Origin of the sequence: Streptomyces sp. NPDC006332 (assembly GCF_040612855.1) — a bacterium.
In the GTDB taxonomy this organism is placed as follows: Bacteria; Actinomycetota; Actinomycetes; order Streptomycetales; family Streptomycetaceae; genus Streptomyces.
Map to the genome: position 1 here is coordinate 72,174 of NZ_JBEXRA010000039.1, position 20,368 is coordinate 92,541.

Annotated in this window: 16 protein-coding genes; 12 read left to right on the top strand and 4 right to left on the bottom strand. The window is 70.9% G+C overall.

Annotation, left to right across the window (positions count from 1 at the left end; translation table 11 throughout):
• Nucleotides 1–11: 11 nt before the first annotated feature.
• A complete protein-coding gene (locus ABZ027_RS29665) occupies nucleotides 12–383 on the top strand; it encodes an SsgA family sporulation/cell division regulator (protein ID WP_356773652.1) in 372 nt (123 codons plus the stop codon).
• On the opposite strand, the gene ABZ027_RS29670 is transcribed toward ABZ027_RS29665, so the two are convergent.
• From ABZ027_RS29670 to ABZ027_RS29680, 3 genes are all read right to left on the bottom strand, one after another.
• Nucleotides 360–2,039: a penicillin-binding transpeptidase domain-containing protein gene (locus ABZ027_RS29670; RefSeq protein ID WP_356773653.1), complete on the bottom strand. Its 1,680-nt coding sequence runs from the start codon at nucleotides 2,037–2,039 to the stop codon at nucleotides 360–362. The two genes, ABZ027_RS29665 and ABZ027_RS29670, sit on opposite strands and share 24 nt — an antisense overlap.
• 96 nt (nucleotides 2,040–2,135) lie before the next feature.
• Complete coding sequence (locus tag ABZ027_RS29675; protein ID WP_356773654.1) at nucleotides 2,136–3,773, bottom strand: penicillin-binding transpeptidase domain-containing protein; 1,638 nt, start codon at nucleotides 3,771–3,773, stop codon at nucleotides 2,136–2,138.
• Between the two features lie 153 nt (nucleotides 3,774–3,926).
• Nucleotides 3,927–4,325, bottom strand: coding sequence for a VOC family protein (locus ABZ027_RS29680; protein ID WP_356773655.1), 399 nt, complete (start codon nucleotides 4,323–4,325; stop codon nucleotides 3,927–3,929).
• 111 nt (nucleotides 4,326–4,436) lie between these two features.
• On the opposite strand from ABZ027_RS29680, the gene ABZ027_RS29685 reads away from it, so the two are divergent.
• The gene (locus tag ABZ027_RS29685) at nucleotides 4,437–5,426 is read left to right on the top strand and encodes a YafY family protein (protein ID WP_356773656.1); all 990 of its coding nucleotides are present in this window, start codon (nucleotides 4,437–4,439) and stop codon (nucleotides 5,424–5,426) included.
• Between the two features lie 277 nt (nucleotides 5,427–5,703).
• Here ABZ027_RS29685 and ABZ027_RS29690 read toward each other — a convergent pair whose 3' ends face one another.
• A complete protein-coding gene (locus ABZ027_RS29690) occupies nucleotides 5,704–7,446 on the bottom strand; it encodes a phospholipid carrier-dependent glycosyltransferase (protein WP_356773657.1) in 1,743 nt (580 codons plus the stop codon).
• A 63-nt stretch (nucleotides 7,447–7,509) separates the two neighbouring features.
• Between ABZ027_RS29690 and rsmI the strand changes: the two genes are divergently transcribed.
• From rsmI to ABZ027_RS29740, 10 genes are all read left to right on the top strand, one after another.
• A complete protein-coding gene (gene rsmI, locus ABZ027_RS29695) occupies nucleotides 7,510–8,382 on the top strand; it encodes a 16S rRNA (cytidine(1402)-2'-O)-methyltransferase (RefSeq protein ID WP_356773658.1) in 873 nt (290 codons plus the stop codon).
• A 279-nt stretch (nucleotides 8,383–8,661) separates the two neighbouring features.
• Complete coding sequence (locus ABZ027_RS29700; protein WP_356773659.1) at nucleotides 8,662–9,039, top strand: hypothetical protein; 378 nt, start codon at nucleotides 8,662–8,664, stop codon at nucleotides 9,037–9,039.
• A 145-nt stretch (nucleotides 9,040–9,184) separates the two neighbouring features.
• Nucleotides 9,185–10,066, top strand: a complete 882-nt coding sequence (locus tag ABZ027_RS29705) for a TatD family hydrolase (protein ID WP_356773660.1) — start codon at nucleotides 9,185–9,187, stop codon at nucleotides 10,064–10,066.
• 133 nt (nucleotides 10,067–10,199) lie between these two features.
• Entirely contained in the window at nucleotides 10,200–11,597 is a 1,398-nt protein-coding gene (locus ABZ027_RS29710; protein ID WP_356773661.1) for a ubiquitin-like domain-containing protein, read from the top strand.
• A 128-nt stretch (nucleotides 11,598–11,725) separates the two neighbouring features.
• Nucleotides 11,726–12,625 carry a 16S rRNA (adenine(1518)-N(6)/adenine(1519)-N(6))-dimethyltransferase RsmA gene (gene rsmA, locus ABZ027_RS29715; RefSeq protein WP_356773662.1) on the top strand — a complete coding sequence of 300 codons (900 nt, stop codon included), beginning with the start codon at nucleotides 11,726–11,728 and terminating at the stop codon, nucleotides 12,623–12,625.
• Nucleotides 12,626–13,528: a 4-(cytidine 5'-diphospho)-2-C-methyl-D-erythritol kinase gene (locus ABZ027_RS29720; protein ID WP_356773663.1), complete on the top strand. Its 903-nt coding sequence runs from the start codon at nucleotides 12,626–12,628 to the stop codon at nucleotides 13,526–13,528.
• Between the two features lie 83 nt (nucleotides 13,529–13,611).
• Nucleotides 13,612–15,420: an ABC-F family ATP-binding cassette domain-containing protein gene (locus ABZ027_RS29725; RefSeq protein ID WP_356773664.1), complete on the top strand. Its 1,809-nt coding sequence runs from the start codon at nucleotides 13,612–13,614 to the stop codon at nucleotides 15,418–15,420.
• 193 nt (nucleotides 15,421–15,613) lie between these two features.
• A complete protein-coding gene (locus ABZ027_RS29730; protein WP_356773665.1) occupies nucleotides 15,614–17,467 on the top strand; it encodes a PQQ-binding-like beta-propeller repeat protein in 1,854 nt (617 codons plus the stop codon).
• 67 nt (nucleotides 17,468–17,534) lie between these two features.
• Nucleotides 17,535–19,292: a PQQ-binding-like beta-propeller repeat protein gene (locus ABZ027_RS29735; RefSeq protein ID WP_356773666.1), complete on the top strand. Its 1,758-nt coding sequence runs from the start codon at nucleotides 17,535–17,537 to the stop codon at nucleotides 19,290–19,292.
• A gap of 217 nt (nucleotides 19,293–19,509) precedes the next feature.
• Entirely contained in the window at nucleotides 19,510–20,193 is a 684-nt protein-coding gene (locus ABZ027_RS29740; protein ID WP_356773667.1) for a LuxR C-terminal-related transcriptional regulator, read from the top strand.
• Nucleotides 20,194–20,368 lie beyond the last annotated feature (175 nt).

Genomic DNA, 20,368 nt, shown 5'->3' on the forward strand with positions numbered 1-20,368 from the left:
GGGTCGTCACGATGTCTGTAGTCGAACAGTACGCACGAGCTCATATCGTCACGGACGCGGACATACCGCGCGAGGGCGACGAGGCTGTCCCGGTCATCCTGCGCTACGACCCCGAGACCGACCCGCACTCGGTACTGATCCGCCTGCCCGGTTCGCACGAGTGGACCTTCTCGCGCTCGCTCCTCGAACAGGGCCTGCGCGCCCCGGCCGGCAGCGGAGCGGTCCGCGTGTGGCCGTGCGGACGCGTCCAGACCGTCGTCGAGTTCCACTCCGAGCACGGTGTCTCGGTGGTGCAGTTCGACGCGAAGGCCCTGCTCAGGTTCCTGCGGCGGACGTACCTGGCCACTCCGGTGCGGAGTTCAGCCGCCCATCTTCAGCAGTGACGCCACGATCGGGCCCGCCGTGTTGCCGCCGTGCCCGCCCTGCTGGACGACGCCCGCGGCGGCGAGGTCACCGCGGTAGGCCGTGAACCAGCCGTTCGGCTTCTTCTGGCCGTCGACCTCCGCCGAGCCGGTCTTCGCGCCCACGTTGCCGGTGACCCCGGACATCGCCTCGGCCGCCGTGCCGTAGGCCGCGGTGTACGACATCAGTTCCCGCATCTGGGACAGGGTGCCCGAGGACATCTTGCGGGAGGCGGTGGCGAGCTTGCGGTTGTCGACCGTGGGTGACACCAGGTAGGGCTGCTTGAAGGTGCCCGACTCGATCGTCGCCGACACCGACGCCATGTTCAGCGGGTTCATCCGCACCCCGCCCTGACCGATCAGCGAGGCCGCCATCTGGGCCGCGCTCTGCACCGGCACCGACCCGTCGAAGCTCGGCACCCCGATGGCCCAGTTGTTCATGGACAGACCGAAGACCTCCTCGGCCTGCTTGGTCAGGTCGTCGTTGTCCAGGTCGGGCGCCTGGCTGATGAAGGCCGTGTTGCAGGAGCGGGCGAAGCTCGCCTTGAAGGTGCCGCCCTTGATCTCGAACTTGTCGTCGTTCTGGAACTTCCAGCCGCCGTACGTGGAGTACTTCGGGCAGGGGTGCTTCTTGTCGGCCGAGGCCAGGCCCTTGTCGATGAGCAGCGTGGAGCTGATGACCTTCATCGTGGAGCCGGGGGCGAGGGAGCCCTGGAAGGCGATGTTGAAGCCGTGTGAGGCGTTCGCGGCGGCCAGGATCTCGCCGGTCGAGGGACGCATCAACACCACCGACGACTTGGCCCTCTTGGCGACCTGCTGCTCGGCCGCCGCCTGCAGGGTCGGGCTCAGGGTCGTCTTCACCGTGCCCGGCGTGCCCTTGCTCAGCTCAAGCAGCGTCTTGTCGGACGCCTCCGACTTCTTCGCGGACTTGCCGCGGATCACCCGGAGTTCGATGCCGGCCTTGCCGCCGGCCGTCTTGCCGTACTTCTCGCGCAGCCCGTCCAGGACCGTGCCCAGCGACGGGTACTTGGCCGTGGTGATCTCGCCGCCGTCCCGGTCGAGCGCCTTCACCGGCGGGGTCCCGGACTCCCCGGTGACCAGGGTGTCGCCGTCCTGAAGGTCGGGGTGGACGACCGACGAGTGCCACTCGACCTGCGGCTTCCCGTCGGTCTTGTCGCGGACGACGGTCAGCGCGCTGTCGTACGTCAGCGGCTTCTCGGTGCCCTTGTAGGACACCGTCGCCTTCACGGCGAAGGGGACCTTGTCGCCGGTGGGGGCGCCCGGGGTGAGCGTGACGTCCTTGAGGTGAGCGTCCTTGGTGTAGCCGGTGAGCAGGGTGGTGGCCGCCTCGGCGTCGCTCGTGGCGGCGGCCGCCCGGGGCACCTTGCCCTGCTGCCAGGCCGTCAGGAACGTGCGGGCCGTGGTGGTGACCTCTTTCGCCGAGAGCGGACCGCTGGGGATGTCCTTCTTGTGGTCGTCGCTCGCGGACGTCGACCGCGTCCCGTCGAAGGCCGCCGCCCCGCCTCCGTACAGTGCGTAGACGCCGAAGCCGGCGCCGCCGACGACCACGGCGATCATCCCGCCGACCACGGCGGGCTTGGTCTTCCGTCGCTCGGCGACGCGCCTTCGATTACCCACAGCTTTCGTTCCTCCGCGAATTTCCCCAGGGTCCCCGTTGCCCTCTTCAGTCCCAACGACGGCAACAGCCTAGAGTCCCTTCCCGGGTGGGTGAGATCAGCCGGCAGCTCGTAGCACAGCTGCGACAATCGGACCGGCCGCGTCGCCGCCGTGTCCGCCCTCCTCCGTCATGGCGGCCGCGGCCACGTCGTTGCGGAAACCGGTGAACCAACTGTTGGACACGGCCTGCCCGTCGACCTCCGCCGAACCGGTCTTCGCGCCGATGTCCCCGCCGAGTCCGGCCATCGCGTTGACGGCGGTGCCCTCGGTCGCGGTCAGCCGCATCATCTGCTTCAGCTGCGCCGCGGTGGAGGACGGCAGCCCCTTGGCGGTGGCGAGTCCGCGGTCGTCGAGCTTCGGTGAGACCAGGTAGGGCTGACGGAAGTCGCCGGTGATCGCCGTGGCCGTCACCGAGGCCAGGTTCAGCGGGTTCAGCTGGACCTGCCCCTGGCCGATGGCGTTCGCGGCCCGGTCCGGCCCGCTGACCGCGGGGACCTCGCCGTCCCGGGAGACGATGCCGGTCTTCCAGTCGAGGCCGAGCCCGAACCGCGTCTGCGCCTCCGTGGTCAGTGACTCGTCGGTGAGCGGCTTCTCGTCGATCAGCTTGATGAAGGCCGTGTTGCAGGACCGCATGAAGCTGCCCGCGAGGGTGGCGTTCTCGTCGGGCCGCATGTTGGTGAGGTTCTTGAAGGTCTGGCTCTGCCAGGTCGCCGTGTCCGGGCAGGGAGCCGGGCCGTTCATCGAGGTCACGCCGTTGTCGATGAGCATCGCGGCGGTGATGATCTTCATGGTGGAACCGGGCGCGACCTCGCCCTCGAAGGCCGCGTTGAAGGCGTCCGTGCGGTTGTTCGCCACCGCCAGCACCTCGCCGGTGCTGGGCTTGACGGCGACCAGCGAGGACTGGGCGTACAGCTTGACCGCCTTCTCGGCCGCGGCCTGCGCGGTCGCGCTGAGCGTGGTCCGCAGCTTGCCCGGCTTGCCCTTGGCCAGCGTCAGCAGCGGGGTGTCGGCGGCGTTCTCGTCGGCGTGCCGGATCGTCAGCTCGATGCCGGGGGTGCCGCCGGCCTTGTCGCCGTACCTGTCGCGCAGCGCGTCCAGGATCGGCCCCAGGGACGGGTAGGCGTCCTTGGTCAGCACCGCCCCGTTCCGGTCCACCGCCTCGATCGGCGGGTCCGCCGACTCCCCGGTGACGAGGGTGTCGTCCCGCCGCAACTCGGGGTGGATCACCGAGGGCTGCCAGTCGACCAGTGCACGCCCGGTGGTGACCCCGCGTACGACGGTCAGCTCGCTCTTGTACGTCAGCGGCTTGGTCTTGCCGTCGTAGGCCACCTTCGCCTTGACCGTGTAGGGCACGGTCGCGCCGGACGTCTTCCCGGGTGTGATCCGGACGTCGGCTATGTGGGCGGCTTCGCTGTACGCCGTCAGCAGCGGCTCGGCTGCCGTGTCGTCGTTGGTGTACCCCGCCGCACTCGCCGCCTTGCCCTTCTCCCAGGCCGCGAAGAACTTGGCGGACGTCTCCTTGACCTCGTCCGCGCTGGGCGGCCCGCTCTTCACCGGCGCGGGCCCGGCCGAGCCCGCCCCGCCCCCGCCGGTCCCGTTCAACGCGGACACGATGTTGTACACCCCGTACCCGGCCCCGCCCACCATCACGGCGCACACCCCACCGACGACGGCGACCTTCACCCCTCTGCCCATCCCGCGGACCCCTCCCCGTTCCCCGTTGCGCCTTCCACACGTCTTCTTGAACGTGTTCAGAAAGCGCTTGTGGGTCGCACTCTATGCGGCAGGTGTGACGCGCGGGGTAAAGATTCCGTCGAATATCGAGCCATGTGCGCGAGTCGTCGGGCGTCAGCGTGCGAACCTCTCGACGGCCGCCGGGGTGACGGGCGTGAAGAAGTTGACGAGGTTGCCGTCGGGATCGCGGAACAGCAGCGACCGGTTGCCCCAGGGCATCGTGGTGGGCTTGGTGACGAAGTCGGTGACGAAGCCGGTCAGGTTCTGGTGGACGCGGTCCACGTCGTCGACGAGGAACTCGGTGATCACGCTGTGGTTGTCCGCCGGGCGGGCAGAGCCCGGGGCGAACAGCGGGACAGTGCGGGTACCGGCGATCGCGAGGGTGGCGCCCGCGGTGGTGAGTTCGGCGAAGTCCTCGGTGGCCCACGTCGCCCGCAACCCTGTGGCGCGCTCGTAGAACTCGACGAGCCGCGCCACGTCGCTGGTGATGATGCGGATCGAGACGAACTTCATGGGGATCTCCTTGGCTGTGCCGGCCGCGTGTGCGGCGTGTGTGGCGTGCGCTCCGCAGGTTAGGAGAAATAGGGGACAGAATCGGTCCTGTATCAGCGCTAGGTTGTGCACATGCCCCGACCCACTGCCCGCGTGCTGACCCTCCTGGAGCTGCTGCAGTCGGGCGGCACCCGCACGGTGGCCGAACTGGCCGACCGGCTCGGCGTCGAAGGGCGCACCGTGCGGCGGTACGTGGGCCAACTGATCGACCTGGATGTGCCCGTGGAATCGGTGCGCGGCCGCTACGGCGGGTACCGGCTCGCCCCCGGGTACCGCCTGCCTCCGCTCATGCTCAGCGACGACGAGGCGCTGGCCGTGCTGCTCGGCCTGATCGCCGGCCGCCGAGCAGGACTGACGACGGCGGGTCACACCGCGAGCGAGACTGCGACAGCCAAGATCCGACGGGTGCTGCCCAAGCACCTCGCCCGCAGGCTCGACACACTCCTGGAATCTCTCAGCTTCACGGATCAGCCCCGCGGATTCGCCACCCCGGACACCGGGGTCCTGCTCACCCTCGCCGACGCGGTCCGCCATGGCCGACCGGTCTCGATCCGCTACACCGACCGCGACGGACGGCGCACCGAACGCACGCTGCACGCGCACGGGATCGTCGCCCACGCGGGACGGTGGTACGTCACGGGCACGGACCCCGAAATCGGCGAGGACCGAACCTTCCGACTGGATCGCATCGCCGACGCGAGAACCCTGCTCGGATCGTTCGAAGCGCCCGTGGACTCCGATCCGGCGCACCGGATGCTGTCAGGGTTCGCCACGGCCGAGTACCGGCACGAGGTGACCTTGCGGATCCACGGGACCGTTGAGCAGATCCGCGCCCACCTTCCCGCCACCGTCGCGACCCTGGAGGAGCACGAGCCCGCGGCAGGCCAGGACCGGGCGACCGAGCGCTGGCTGCGCGTCGAGCTGCGGGCGGAGCGGCTCGACTGGTTGCCGCCAGTCCTCGCCTCCCTCGACCGGCCGTTCGTCATCGAGCGCCCCGACGAACTCCGCGACCTCGTCACCGCGCTCGCCGACCGCCTCGCGTCCTACGCCCGCCAGGCCTGACCGCGAGGAACCGATAACCCAGGCGGACCGTGGGGAAGGCCGCTACGGTCTGTCCATGACTGGGGGGCGGGAGCGGCGGCCGCGGCCGTGCAAGTGGTGCGGTGAGCCGGTCGAACAGCCGAAAAGCCGTTGGCGCCGGCGGAGTTACTGCTGCAAGGCACACCGCCGTTTCCACCGGATCCTGGACGCTGTCTTCGAGTTCCTGGACCCCTGGTAGCGCTCAGACGGCTGACCGCTACCTACAACACACCCACGGCGTCCGGTGCTTCAACGGCTGTTACACCCACGTATCCAGCCACATCCGCGACCGCCACTGGTCGATCGGGATCGTGGTGCCCGTGAACAGGGGCCAGAAGTAGATGAAGTTCCAGGCGATCAGCAGGACCAGGATGCCCGCGCCCGCCGCGCCGGTGACGCGGCGGGTGTCGGTGGAGCCCGGGGGGCCGACGATCGCGCCGAGGAGCATGGCGACGGCCAGGCAGAGGAACGGGACGAAGACGATCGTGTAGAAGAAGAAGATCGTGCGTTCCTGGTAGAGGAACCAGGGCAGGTAGCCGGCCGCGATGCCGCAGGCGATCGCGCCCGCCCGCCAGTCACGGCGGAAGAACCAGCGCCACAGCACGTACAGGATCGCGAAGCAGGCCAGCCACCACAGCATCGGCGTGCCGATGGCGAGGACCTCGCGGGCGCACTTCTCGGTCGAGTCGATGGGGCAGCCGTCCTTGCCGGGGGCGGGGGACTCGTAGAAGTAGGAGACCGGGCGGCCCGTGACGAGCCAGCTCCACGGGTTGGACTGGTACGTGTGCGGCGAGGAGAGGTTGATGTTGAACTTGTAGACCTCGTGCTCGTAGTGCCACAGGCTCAGCCACCAGTCCGGGAAGAGCCACGACCAGCTGCTGCTGCGGCCGTTGGCGGTCGCCCAGTTGCGGTAGTAGCCGCCGGTGCCGTCCGTGGCGGAGAGGATCCACCCGAGCCACGACAGGATGTACGTGGCGATCGCGACCGGGACGGTGGCGAGGAACGCCAGTCCGAGATCCCGCCTGAGGACCGCCGCGTACGGGCGGCCCGCGCCCGCGACCTTGCGGGTGCCCACGTCCCACAGCACCGCCAGCACACAGAACGCGGCCAGGACGTACAGGCCGTTCCACTTGGTGCCGATGGCGAGGCCGAGCATCAGGCCGGCCAGCCAGCGCCAGGGGCGCCACCCGAGGCGGGTCGTCTCCGCGACGTGCGCGTCCGGCCGGACCCTGCCGTCGGCGTCCGCGGGGAGCGCGGCGGCCAGTCTCTCCCGGGCCCGGTCACGGTCGATGACCAGGCAGCCGAACGCGGCCAGCACGAAGAACATCAGCACGCCGTCGAGCAGCGAGGTGCGGGCCATCACGAACGCCAGGCCGTCCACCGCCATCAGCGCGCCGGCCAGGCAGCCGAGGAACGTGGAGCGGAAGATACGGCGGCCGATCCGGCACAGCATCAGGATCGACAGGGTGCCGAGCAGCGCGGTCATGAACCGCCAGCCGAACGGGTTGAACCCGAACATCAGCTCCCCGAGCCCGATGACGTACTTGCCGACCGGCGGGTGCACGACATACGCCGCGTCCGTCGGCAGCCGCACGTTCCCGTTGCCCGACAGGATCAGGTCGTTGACGTTCTTTTCCCAGTTGACCTCGAACCCGCGGTGGACCAGCGCCCACGCGTCCTTCGCGTAGTACGTCTCATCGAATATCACCGCCTTCGGGCTGCCCAGGTGGTAGAAGCGCAGCACGCCCGCGAACAGCGTCACCAGCAGCGGGCCGCCCCAGCCGGACCAGCGGGCGAACCGCTCGGCGGCCGGCCCGGACACCCCGAGCACCTGCCACAACCGTGGGCTGGGCCGCACGTACGGCGGCACCAGACGGTCGCGCACGTCGCTTCTGGGCCCCGCCGCGTATCCGAAACGGCGCAGCCGCTGCTGCCACGACGGCCGCTGGTCCTGGGGGGCGTGGTCCTGCCGGGTGTCCGTGGAGGACGCGGTACTGGTCACCGCGCCATCGTAAGGAACGGCGCTGTGTGCGTCCCGTGCTTGGGGCCCTGCGAGGATGGAAACGTGACACAGACGCCCGGAACCCTGGTCCTCGCCGGCACGCCCATCGGTGACGTATCCGACGCCCCGCCCCGCCTCGCCGAGGAACTCGCCGGGGCCGATGTCGTCGCCGCCGAGGACACCCGGCGGCTGCGCAGGCTGACACAGGCGTTGGGGGTGACGCCCGGCGGGCGTGTCGTGTCGTACTTCGAGGGCAACGAGTCCGCCCGCACCCCCGAGCTGGTCGAGGAGCTGGTGGGCGGCGCGCGGGTGCTGCTGGTGACCGACGCGGGGATGCCGTCGGTGTCCGACCCCGGATACCGGCTGGTCGCGGCGGCCGTGGAGAAGGACATCCGGGTCACCGCCGTACCGGGGCCCTCCGCGGTGCTGACCGCGCTCGCGCTGTCCGGGCTGCCCGTCGACCGGTTCTGCTTCGAGGGGTTCCTGCCGCGCAAGGCGGGCGAGCGGCTGTCCCGGCTGCGGGAGGTGGCCGAGGAGCGCCGCACCCTCGTCTACTTCGAGGCACCGCACCGGCTCGACGACACCCTCGCCGCGATGGCCGAGGCGTTCGGCGGCGACCGGCGGGCCGCCGTCTGCCGCGAGCTGACCAAGACGTACGAGGAGGTCAAGCGGGGCGGCCTGGGCGAGCTGGCCGCGTGGGCGGCCGAGGGGGTGCGCGGGGAGATCACGGTCGTCGTGGAGGGCGCGCCGGAGCGCGGTCCCGAGGAGCTGGACGCCACGGAGCTCGTGCGGCGGGTGCGGGTGCGCGAGGAGGCGGGGGAGCGGCGCAAGGAGGCGATCGCCGCGGTGGCCGCCGAGGCGGGGCTGCCCAAGCGGCAGGTGTTCGACGCGGTGGTGGCGGCGAAGAACGCCGCGTCCGCGGCGGGCCCTTCCTGAGGCGCGTTCCGGCCCTTGCGACGGACGTTCCACGAGGGGCGCACAAAGGGGCGCACACGTTCCTGAGCAGGGCGTATCTCCTCTGAGCGTGCGCCCCATGGAGGCGCAAAGACCCTTCCCGGAAGGCAAAGCCAGGAACGGGTCGAAGGGCCGGTTTGGCAAGGGACGCCCAAATCGGATCCAACACTCGACAGGCTTGGTGCTTTCCCGTCGGCGGAGGCGTCCACTGGTGAAAGGGACATACCCGTCCCCTCGAACCAGCGGACTACAGGAGCTGGCATGAGTGAGATCGCCGTCGTCCACGAGTCGTATTCCTTCGCCTGCATGCGCTGCGGACACGGGTGGGAGCAGTCGTACGAGATAGAGCACCATGTGGACGCGGACGGCCGGGAGTTCGTGCAGTACGTCGTGAGCGGCCAGGTCGTGCCCTCCCCGCTGTCCAGGCCCACCTGCTCGAACTGCGACAACCACGTCGTACGGATCATGCGGCCGGGCCGGGTCGCCTCCGCCCGCGACGCCGCACACCGACCGCACCAGCCGCCCGCCGGTCCGGTTCAGGCCCCGGAGGCCGAGGGCGAGACCGAGGGCGAGCAGCAGGACGTCCACCACTGGCACCTGTCCGATCTCCTGCACCCGTTCCAGCGCAAGGCGAGCTGAGCCGGTCGGAGGCCGAGGTCCTGTCTGACAGGACGTACTTGGGTCTGCGCCCGGTGCGGCGAGAGTGCGTGCATGGCGTCGCGAGGCAGGCGGGAATTGTCAGACAGGACCTGGGGGAGGCATGCCCCTTTCGTAGGATCGGGGCATGCCTTCGAACGCCGCCGACAAGAACGCCGCCCCGCCGCTCCCGGAGCCCCTCCGGGTGCCGGTCGCCGACTCCCACACCCACCTCGACATGCAGGCGGGCACCGTGGACGAGGCGCTCGCGAAGGCGGCCTCGGTGGGGGTGACCACGGTCGTGCAGGTCGGCTGCGACGTGGCAGGTTCCCGGTGGGCCGCCGAGACGGCCGCACGCCACGACGCCGTCCACGCGACCGTGGCCCTGCATCCCAACGAGGCCCCGCGGATCGTCCACGGCGACCCCGACGGGTGGTCCCGGCAGGGTGCGCGCACCCCGGGCGGGGACGCGGGGCTCGACGAAGCCCTCGCCGAGATCGACAGGCTGGCCGCGCTGCCGCAGGTCAAGGGCGTCGGCGAGACGGGACTCGACTACTTCCGCACCGGGCCCGAGGGCAAGGAGGCGCAGGAGAGGTCGTTCCGCGCCCACATCGAGATCGCCAAGCGGCACGGCAAGGCCCTGGTCATCCACGACCGGGACGCCCACGCCGACGTGCTGCGCGTACTGAAGGAGGAGGGCGCCCCCGAGCGCACCGTCTTCCACTGCTACTCCGGCGACGCCGAGATGGCGGAGATCTGTGCCGGCGCCGGATACTTCATGTCCTTCGCCGGCAACGTCACCTTCAAGAACGCCCAGAACCTGCGGGACGCCGTGGCCGTCGCCCCGGTGGAGCTGCTGCTGGTGGAGACCGACGCGCCCTTCCTGACGCCGGTGCCGTACCGCGGACGGCCCAACGCGCCGTATCTCATTCCGGTCACGGTGCGCGCGCTGGCCGCCGTGCGCGGCGCCGACGAGGACGCGCTGGCGTCGGCACTCGCCGCCAACACCGCCCGGGCGTTCGACTACTGACCCGCGTCACGGATTTACCCGAACGCGACGCTGAGTAGTCGCGTCACTTTGGAGAGTGACCGCCGCTCCGCTAGGTTCTGGGGGCCCGATCCGGACCCCTCTGGACCCCTCCGGCCCCCTGGAGCGTGTCGGCGTGAGCAACCCGCAGTACCAGACGTTCGAGGCGTACGGCCCGCAGCCCGCCCTCGATCCACGCACCGACCTGCACATCCCGCAGACACCGGCCTACGGCGGGTACCTGCCGCCACCGACGTACGAGGCCGTGGCGCCGCCGGCGTACGAGGACACCTACCGGCCCGCCTACGAGATGCCCGAGCCGGTGCTCCCGTACCCGGCCGGGACCGCGCCCGGCGAGGATCCGGTCCTGCCGGTCGCGCGTGCCGCGGCGAGTCGGCGGGCCGGGGCCCGCTGGCGCCGCGCGCGGTACGCCGAGCGGGTCGACGGCACCGTGCGGCGACTGCTTCCGCAGGCCCTGGTCGTCGCCTTCCTGGCCGGCGGGACCACCGCGTTCGTCGCCGAGGACAAGGCGGTCGAACTCAACGTCGACGGCCGGCCGCGCACCCTGCACACCTTCGCGGACGACGTCACCGAACTGCTCGCCGAGGAGGGCGTGCGGGTGGGGGCCCACGACGTGATCGTGCCCGCTCCGGGCGAGGCGCTCGCCAGCGGCGACGAGGTCGCGGTGCGCTACGGGCGCCCCGTGCGGCTCATGCTGGACGGTGAGCGGCGTGAGGTGTGGACGACGGCGCACACCGTGGAAGGGGCGCTGCGGCAGATGGGGGTGCGGGCGGAGGGCGCGTACCTGTCCGCCTCGCGCTCCCGGCGCATCGGGCGCGAGGGGCTCGCGCTGAACGTGCGCACCGAGCGCTCCGTGACGGTCATGGCGGACGGCAGGGCCCGCACCATCCGTACCAACGCGGCCACCGTGCGGGAGGCCGTCGCGGAGGCCGGGATCACCCTGCGCGGGCAGGACACCACATCGGTGGCACCGGAGAGCTTCCCGCGCGACGGGCAGACGGTCACCGTGCTGCGGATCACCGGCACGAGGGAGATCCGGGAAGAGCTGATTCCGTTCGAGGAGGAGCGGATCGAGGACCCCTCGCTGTTCAGGGGGACCGAGGTCGTCGAACGGGCCGGACAGCCGGGGCTGCGGCGGGTCACGTTCTCCGTCCGCACCGTCAACGGGGTCCAGCAGAAGCCCCGCTGGGTCGGCACCGAGGTGGTGCGGGAGCCGCGGACGCAACTGGTGAAGGTGGGCACCAGACAGCTGCCGGCCTCCGTGCGGGACGCGGACCGGCTGAACTGGCAGGCGCTCGCTGCGTGCGAGTCCGGCGGGCAGCCCGGGGCCGTCGACGACTCCGGGACGTACGGCGGGCTCTACCAGTTCGACACGGAGACCTGGCACAGACTCGGCGGGACGGGACGGCCGCAGGACGCGACGGCGTCCGAGCAGACCTTCCGGGCGAAGAAGCTGTACACGCGGCAGGGGACCGGTCCGTGGCCGCACTGCGGGGGACGGCTGCACGGCTGAGCCGCTCCCGCCCCCGCGTCGGGCGGCCGGACCGGTGGAGCACCGGCGCGGGGGCGGCCGGACCGGTGCAGCGTCGGTCGAGCGGCCTGCTGGTCGGCTGTGCCGAGTACCGCCCGTACCCTTGTCCCGTGAGCAGCAGCCCCACCTCCGACGCCCTTCTCGGCCCCGCCGACGTCCGTGAACTCGCGGGCGCCCTCGGGGTGCGCCCCACCAAACAGCGCGGTCAGAACTTCGTGATCGACGCGAACACGGTCCGCCGTATCGTCCGCACCGCCGAGGTCCGGCCCGACGACGTGGTGGTGGAGGTCGGCCCGGGACTCGGCTCGCTCACCCTCGCCCTGCTGGAGGCGGCCGACCGGGTCACCGCCGTCGAGATCGACGACGTCCTCGCGGGCGCGCTGCCCGCGACGATCACGGCCCGGATGCCGGACCGGGCCGACCGGTTCGCGCTGGTTCACTCCGACGCCATGCACGTCACCGAACTGCCCGGCCCGGCCCCCACCGCACTGGTGGCGAACCTGCCGTACAACGTGGCCGTACCGGTGCTGCTGCACATGCTCAGCACCTTCCCGAGCATCGAGCGCAGCCTCGTGATGGTCCAGGCGGAGGTCGCCGACCGGCTCGCCGCCGCACCCGGCTCGAAGGTGTACGGCGTCCCGTCGGTCAAGGCCAACTGGTACGCCGACGTCAAACGGGCCGGCTCCATCGGCCGCAACGTCTTCTGGCCCGCGCCGAACGTCGACAGCGGGCTCGTCTCCCTGGTGCGGCGGGCCGAACCCATCAGGACCACGGCGTCCAGGGGCGAGGTGTTCGCCGTCGTCGACGCCGCCTTCGCCCAGCGCCGCAAGACCCTGCGGGCCGCGCTCGCCGGCTGGGCCGGCTCGGCCGCCGCCGCCGAGCGGGCCCTGGTCGCCGCGGGCGTCTCGCCGCAGGCGCGCGGGGAGGCCCTGACGGTCGAGGAGTTCGCACGGATCGCGGAGGCCGCCGAGACACGGACGACGGCCGCCCCTGAAGGAGAGTCCGAATAAGTGAGCGTGACGGTACGCGTCCCCGCCAAGGTCAACGTCCAGCTCGCGGTGGGCGCCGCCCGCGCCGACGGGTTCCATGACCTGGCCAACGTCTTCCTCGCGGTCGGCCTGTACGACGAGGTCACGGTGACCCCGGCCGACGAGCTGCGTGTCACCTGCTCGGGCCCGGACGCCGATCAGGTGCCCCTGGACGGTACGAATCTGGCGGCGCGGGCGGCGATCGCCCTCGCGGAGCGTCGCGGTCTGGACGCCGCCGTGCACATCCACATCGCCAAGGACATCCCCGTCGCCGGCGGGATGGCGGGCGGCAGCGCGGACGGCGCGGGCGCGCTGGTGGCGTGTGACGCGCTGTGGGGCACCGACGTCGGTCGCGAGGAACTCCTCGACATCTGCGCCGAGTTGGGCAGTGACGTGCCGTTCAGCCTGGTCGGCGGGGCGGCGCTCGGGACCGGACGCGGGGAGAAACTGCGGGCCCTGGAGGTCGGCGGGAGCTTCCACTGGGTGTTCGCGATGGCGGGACGCGGGCTGTCCACGCCGGCCGTGTTCCGTGAGTTCGACCGGCTGGCCCAGGGGCGGGCGGTTCCCGAGCCGGTCGCCTCCCGGGACCTGCTCGACGCCCTCGCCAAGGGCGACCCCGACGCCCTCGCCGCCGCCGTCTCCAACGACCTCCAGCCCGCCGCCCTGTCCCTGTTCCCGGAGCTCGCCGACACCCTCGCGGCCGGCAGGGCCGCCGGCGCCCTCGCCGCACTGGTCTCGGGTTCCGGCCCGACCACGGCGTTCCTCGCCCGCGACGCCGGGGCGGCGACGAAGGTGGCGGCGGCGCTCGGAGCCTCGGGCACGTGCCGCACGGTGCGTACGGCCGCGGGGCCGGTGCCGGGCGCGACGGTGGTGGCGGGGGCCTGAGGCCCGCCCGACCCGCGCCGGGAAGGTCCGCCCGCCCCGGCGACTACCCTGGAGGGTCGATCGTCCCCCCTGGCAGGAGAGTAATGGCCGTCAACCTGGTCAATGTCGAGAACGTCAGCAAGGTGTACGGCACTCGTGCCCTCCTCGACGGCGTGTCCCTCGGCGTCTCCGAAGGGGACCGGATCGGTGTGGTCGGGCGTAACGGCGACGGCAAGACGACCCTGATCCGGATGCTCGCCAAGCTGGAGGAGGCCGACACCGGCCGGGTCACGCACTCGGGCGGGCTGCGGGTCGGGGTGCTGACCCAGCACGACTCCCTGGACCCGGCCGCCACCGTCCGGCACGAGGTCATCCGGGACCTGGCCGACCACGAGTGGGCCGGAAACGCGAAGATCAGGGATGTGCTGACCGGGCTGTTCGGCGGGCTGGACCTGCCGGGCTTCCCGCAGGGACTCGACACCGTCATCGGTCCGCTCTCCGGTGGCGAGCGCCGCCGTATCGCGCTCGCCAAGCTGCTGATCGACGAGCAGGACCTGATCGTCCTCGACGAGCCCACCAACCACCTCGACGTCGAAGGCATCGCCTGGCTGGCCAAGCACCTGCGCGAGCGCCGTTCGGCGCTCGTGTGCGTGACCCACGACCGGTGGTTCCTGGACCAGGTCTGCACCCGCATGTGGGACGTCCAGCGCGGCGCCGTCTACGAGTACGAGGGCGGCTACTCCGACTACGTCTTCGCCCGCGCCGAGCGTGAGCGCATCGCCGCCACCGAGGAGACCAAGCGGCAGAACCTGGTGCGCAAGGAGCTGGCGTGGCTGCGGCGCGGTGCCCCGGCCCGCACGTCCAAGCCGCGCTTCCGGGTCGAGGCCGCCAACGAGCTCATCGCGGACGTGCCGCCGCCCCGGGACAGCAGCGAGCTGATGAAGTTCGCCTCGTCGCGGCTCGGGAAGACGGTCTTCGATCTGGAGGACGTCACCGTCCAGGCTGGCCCCAAGGTGCTGCTCAAGCATGTGACCTGGCAGCTCGGGCCCGGCGACCGCATCGGCCTGGTCGGGGTGAACGGCGCCGGGAAGACCTCCCTGCTGCGAGCCATGGCCGAGGCGGCTCGGAGCGAGGGCGAGACGCAGCCCGCGGGCGGCCGGGTCGCCGTCGGCAGGACCGTCAAGCTCGCCTACCTCTCCCAGGAGGTCGGCGAACTCGACCCGAACCTGCGGGTGCTGGAGGCCGTCCAGCGGGTCCGGGAGCGCGTCGACCTCGGCAAGGGGCGCGAGATGACCGCCGGGCAGCTGTGCGAGACGTTCGGGTTCAACAAGGAGAAGCAGTGGACGCCGGTCGGGGACCTGTCGGGCGGTGAGCGGCGCAGGCTCCAACTGCTGCGTCTGCTCATGGACGAGCCCAACGTGCTCTTCCTCGACGAGCCCACCAACGACCTCGACATCGAGACGCTGACCCAGCTGGAGGACGTGCTCGACGGCTGGCCCGGCTCGATGATCGTCATCTCCCACGACCGTTTCTTCGTCGAACGCACCACTGACCGCGTCTTCGCCCTGCTCGGCGACGCCACCCTGCGGATGCTGCCGCGCGGCATCGACGAGTACCTGGAGCGCCGCCGGCGGATGGAGGAGACGGCCGCCGCGTCGGCTCCCGCGCCGGTCGCCGCCAAGGCCGCACCGGAGAAGAGCGCCGCCGACCAGCGCGCCGCGAAGAAGGAACTCCAGAAGATCGAACGGCAGTTGGACAAGGTCTCCGAGAAGGAGGCCAAGCTGCACGCCCGGATCGCGGAGAACGCCACCGACTTCGCGAAGGTGGCCGAACTCGACGCCGAGCTGCGCGACTTGGCCGGCGAGCGGGACGAACTGGAGCTGCGTTGGCTGGAACTCGCCGAGGACGCGTGAAGGGTGCGTGAAGGCGCATAACGGGGTCGTCACGGGCCGGTTCTCCCTTGGGAACAGGGGTTGAACCGGCCCAGTGCGTTGTCCTCCCGAGTGATAGAAAGAGCGGTCTGAGAGGTTTCTGAGTACGACTCTGGGTCCATCACGTGCCTCAGGGCGTGGCTAGAAATCAGTGATTGAACGGGGGAACACGCTGATGACGCAGCCGCCCGACCAGCCGCCGCAGGGCGGTCACGGAGCGCCGCAGGACCAGCCGCCGCAGCCACAGCAGCCGCCGCAGGCACCTGGACCGCAGGGTGGGTTCGGGGCGCCGCAGTCGCCGCCGCCTCCCGTAGGTCCGCCGCCCGGTGCCGGGCAGCCTGGTTATGGCTACCCGCAACAGCCGACCGCGGCCCCGCAGTCGGGGCCCTACGGGCAGCAGGGACCGTACGCGCCGCCGCCCCCGCCCGGGCCCTACGGCCAGCCGCCCCAGCCGGGGCCCTACGGTCAGCCGCAGCCGGGCCCGTACGGTCAGCCGCAGCCGGGCCCGTACGGTCAGCCGCAGCAGCCGGGCCCGTACGGCCAGCCGCAGGGATACGGGTATCCGCAGCAGCCCCAGTTCCCGGGCGCGCCCGGCGGGAACCGTTTCAAGGGGAAGACCGCCATCGTCGTCGGCGCCGCCGTGGCCGCGCTGCTCGTCATCGGCGGGACCGTGTTCGCGGTCACCAGCGGCGGTGACGACGGTGACGGCAAGAAGCCGGTCGCCGAGAAGAGCGACGACTCCAAGGCCACCGCCTCCGACGCGCCGGTCAACCCCGGCGACGGCAGCGGCGCAGGCGGCGAGGACCCGGAGAACCTCAACGAGGGACGGCAGGCCGGCGAGTCGAAGGTGCTCTGGTACAAGGAGGCGCCCGACGCGCCCGGTGACGGCGCCGACGCCGTCGGCATGTGGATCACCGACAAGACCGCGGTGAAGGCGGCGTACAAGCAGCTCTTCGCCTACGACGTCGGCGACGGCAAGCCGACCTGGGACCCGATCACCTTCCCGCAGAAGATCTGCGCGGTCACCCCCCAGAAGACCGCCGACGACAAGATCGTCGTCGCGTACATGAACGGCACCACCGACCGCGCCAAGTGCAACCTGCTCCAGCAGATCGACCTGAACACGGGCGACAAGGGCTGGAGCGGCGAGGTCGCGGACGGCGCGCTGTTCGACAGCACGCTCCAGGTCGAACTGACCGTCAGCGGCGACACGTTGATGGTCGGCCGCTCGCAGTCCGGCACCGCGTACGACGTACGGACCGGCAAGAAGCTGTTCGACAAGAAGAAGTACGGCACCTCCTGCTTCCCGGCCGCGTTCGCGGGCGGCGGCAGGCTGGTCTCCGTGGCCTCCTGCGACGCCGCCGGGACCAATGAGCACGACGAGGTCCAGGAGCTGGATCCCAGGACCGGCAAGGTCAAGTGGACCCAGAAGTTCGACAAGGGCTGGAAGGCCTCGCGGGTGTACTCCGTCGACCCGCTCGTCGTCTACAGCACCAACGAGGACAAGAAGACGTGGAACATCTCCACCTTCACCGCGACCGGCAAGTTCCGCTCCCAGGTCGGCTTCGACGAGGACTTCGCCCCCAACTGCGGCCTGGCCATCCTCGCGCGTGACCTGCAGGGCTGCGAGGGCGTGGCCGCCGACGCCGACACGCTGTACCTGCCCACCGAGGCGACCACCGGGCCGAACGAGATCGTCGCGGTCAACCTCTCCACCGGCAAGGAGAAGTGGCGCGTCAAGTCGCCCACGGACGAGTCGATGGTCCCGGTCAAGGTCGAGGGCGGCAAGCTCATCGCCTACGTGGAGCCCTCGTACGACGCGGGCGGCCGCATCGTGTCGATCCCGACCGGCGGCGGCAGCCACACCCCGGCCAAGCTGCTGCAGAACCCGCAGGGCACCGCGCAGATCGAGAGCGGGTTCTTCTCCAAGGACATCGACTGGGTCGGCGGGCGCTTCTACCTCTCCACCACGCGGCTGACCGGCAACGAGGACACGAAGGAGAAGTTGATGCTCGCCTACGGCAAGTGACCCTTCGCCTCCGCTCGTTCCGCCCGTTGTCGCCCGCCCCCGCCCCCGCCATCGAGGTACTCACGTCATGACCCAGCCGCCTCCTCCGCCTCCTCCCAACCAGCCGCCGCAGCAAGGGGGGTTCGGGCCGCCGCCGTCGGTTCCGCCGGCCGCTCCGCCGGTTCAGCCCGGTTCGCCGGTGCCGCCCGGTGGGCAGCCGCCGGCCGGTTACGGGGCTCCGCAGCAGGCGCCTCAGGGGTACGGGTATCCCGGCCAGGCGCCTCAGGGGTACGGGTATCCGACGCCGAACCCCGGTTACGGGTATCCGCAGGGGACCATGCCGCTGCAGCCGCAGCCGGGGAAGCCCGGCAAGCGGGGGCTCAACGCGCAGGTTCTGATCATTGTCGCGGCGGTCGTGGCGATCGCGCTGATCGTCGGCGGTGGGGTGTGGTACGCGTCCTCGTCCAAGGACGACAGCGGGAAGAAGGACGAGACCGCGAGCTCCAACGGCGGCACCGGTGATGCCAAGGGCAGCGGTGGCGGGGGCGGCGGGGGCGGGGGTGCTGGAACGACGTCCACCGAGCCCGTGGAGAAGGTGCCCGCCAACACCGCCTCCAAGGTTCTCTTCCAGGTCCCGGCACCCAAGGTGGCCAAGGACAGCACGATCGCCACGACCGGTTCCTGGCTCACCGACACGGTGTACGCCAAGAGCGGCATCGCCGAGATCGTCGGCTACGACCCCGACAAGGGCACCAAGCTGTGGACGATCAAGCTTCCCGGGCCGGTGTGCCAGGGCAGCAACTTCACCAGCGGCAACAAGGCGGCGATCCTCTACCAGGCCGAGATGCCGACCAAGGCCGAGCCCGCGCACGGCTGCAGCCAGGTCGCGGCGATCGACCTCGCCGCGGGCAAGAAGCTGTGGACGAAGACCGCCGACTCCGGTGACGAGCCGATCAGCTTCAGCAACGTCACCGTCAGCGGCAACACGGTCGCCGTGGGCAGCTCCAGCGGCGGCGCCGCCTTCGACCTCGCCTCCGGCAAGCAGCTGTGGGCCCCGAAGCCGACCGACACCTGCTACGACGCCGGGTACGGCGGCGGACCGAAGCTGGTCGCGGTCCGCCGGTGCGGGGCGTACGACTCGCCCGAGCTGCACATCCAGACCATCGACCCGAAGTCCGGGAAGGTGATCTCCGAGTACACCATGGGCGGGGGCATCGCGTACGCCAGCGTGGTGTCGACCGATCCGCTGGTCGTGGCCGCGGACATCGGCGAGGCAGCGAAGGACGGCAGCGGGATCTCGGACTTCTTCTCCATCGACAACAAGACCGGCAAGCTGCGCACCCGGATCTCCGCTCCCAGCGACCAGTACGCGGCCAGCTGCGACGGCATCACCAAGGTCGAGGAGTGCCACCAGATCGCGGTCGGCAACGACCGGCTCTACCTGTCGACCGAGGAGCACGACGGCAGCGGCAAGTTCAGCGAGACCAACGAGATCGTCGCGATCGATCTGGCGACCGGGAAGCAGACCGGTCAGCGGGCCGACGCGGGGGACGACTACACGATCATGCCGCTGCGGATGGACGGCACCAACATCATCGCGTACAAGCGTCCGCCGTACGACAAGGGCGGGCAGATCGTCAGCATCGACGGCGGCTCGTTCAAGGAGACCAAGCTGCTGGAGAACCCGGCGACGGAGTCCGTGCGGGACGCGGAGACCAGCATGTCGCCGGACTACTCGGAGTTCTTGTACTCGCAGGGGCATCTGTACATGTCGGCGGTGTTCGCGAGTGATCTGACCGGCTCGGACGACGAGGAGTATCTGGCGCTCGGGTTCGGCGCGAGCTGAAGGCCATCGGTTCGTGTTGTGCGGCCCCGTCCCTGTTCAGGGGCGGGGCTTTCACTTATCGTTCGTCAACCTCGAATGAGGTGATTTTCGGCGATCCGGGGCAGTTCTCGCCGGTAGGGGAAGCGCAACGTCGAACAAGCGTGTAGCTTCCGGGGGCATGAAGGGCGGGGGGCCGGGGAGGGGCTTTCGTCCGGGTGAACCAGTGGGGGGTTGCTCGATGGGAGTTCGGCTCATGGTGGTCGACGACCACCGATTGCTTGCCGAGGCGCTGGCCTCGGCGTTGAAACTGCGGGGGCACCGGGTGCTGGCCGCGGCGGCGCCTGCCGCGGGTGCGGCGGAGCTGGTGATCAGCCGGGCGCCTGAGGTGTGCCTGTTGGGTACGGCGACGCCTGCCGAGCCGGGGATGTTCGATCCGGTGGTGAGGATCAAGCGGGAGCGTCCGCAGGTGGCGGTGCTGGTGCTGGGGCCGGTGCCGAGTCCTCGGGGGATCGCGGCGGCGTTCGCTGCGGGGGCGTCGGGCTATGTGCGGCACGACGAGCGCATCGAGGGTGTCGAGCGGGCGATCATCAAGGCTCGGGCGGGGGAGGCGGCGGTTGCTCCGCAGCTGTTGCAGTGGGCGTTCAGCGAGCTGCTGAACCCTGCGGCGCAGCCGGACGACGAGGGGCAGCGGCTGCTGGGGATGCTGACGCCTCGGGAGGTCGAGGTGCTGGTGCGGGTGGCCGACGGGGAGGACACGCGGCTGATCGCGGCGGGGATGGGGATCGCGCCGTCCACTGCTCGTACGCATGTCCAGCGGGTGTTGATGAAGCTGGGGGTGGGGTCACGGCTGGAGGCGGCGGCGTTGGCTGCTCGGACGGGGTTGTTGGAGCGGGCGGGGGCTGTGCGGGGGGTGTCTTCGTGACGGGCGGTGCCCTGCGGCGCCTGCGGTTCGGGGGTGGGTCGGGGCCGGGTCGGGGGTGTCCGTCCTCGGAACGTCGCGGAATCGGTTTCTCACCGACTTGGCGGTGTTGACGCGACAACCCAACTCCTCGGCCAGTCGCTCCCGGACGCGCTGGTAGTGGGCCAGGGCGTCGGCG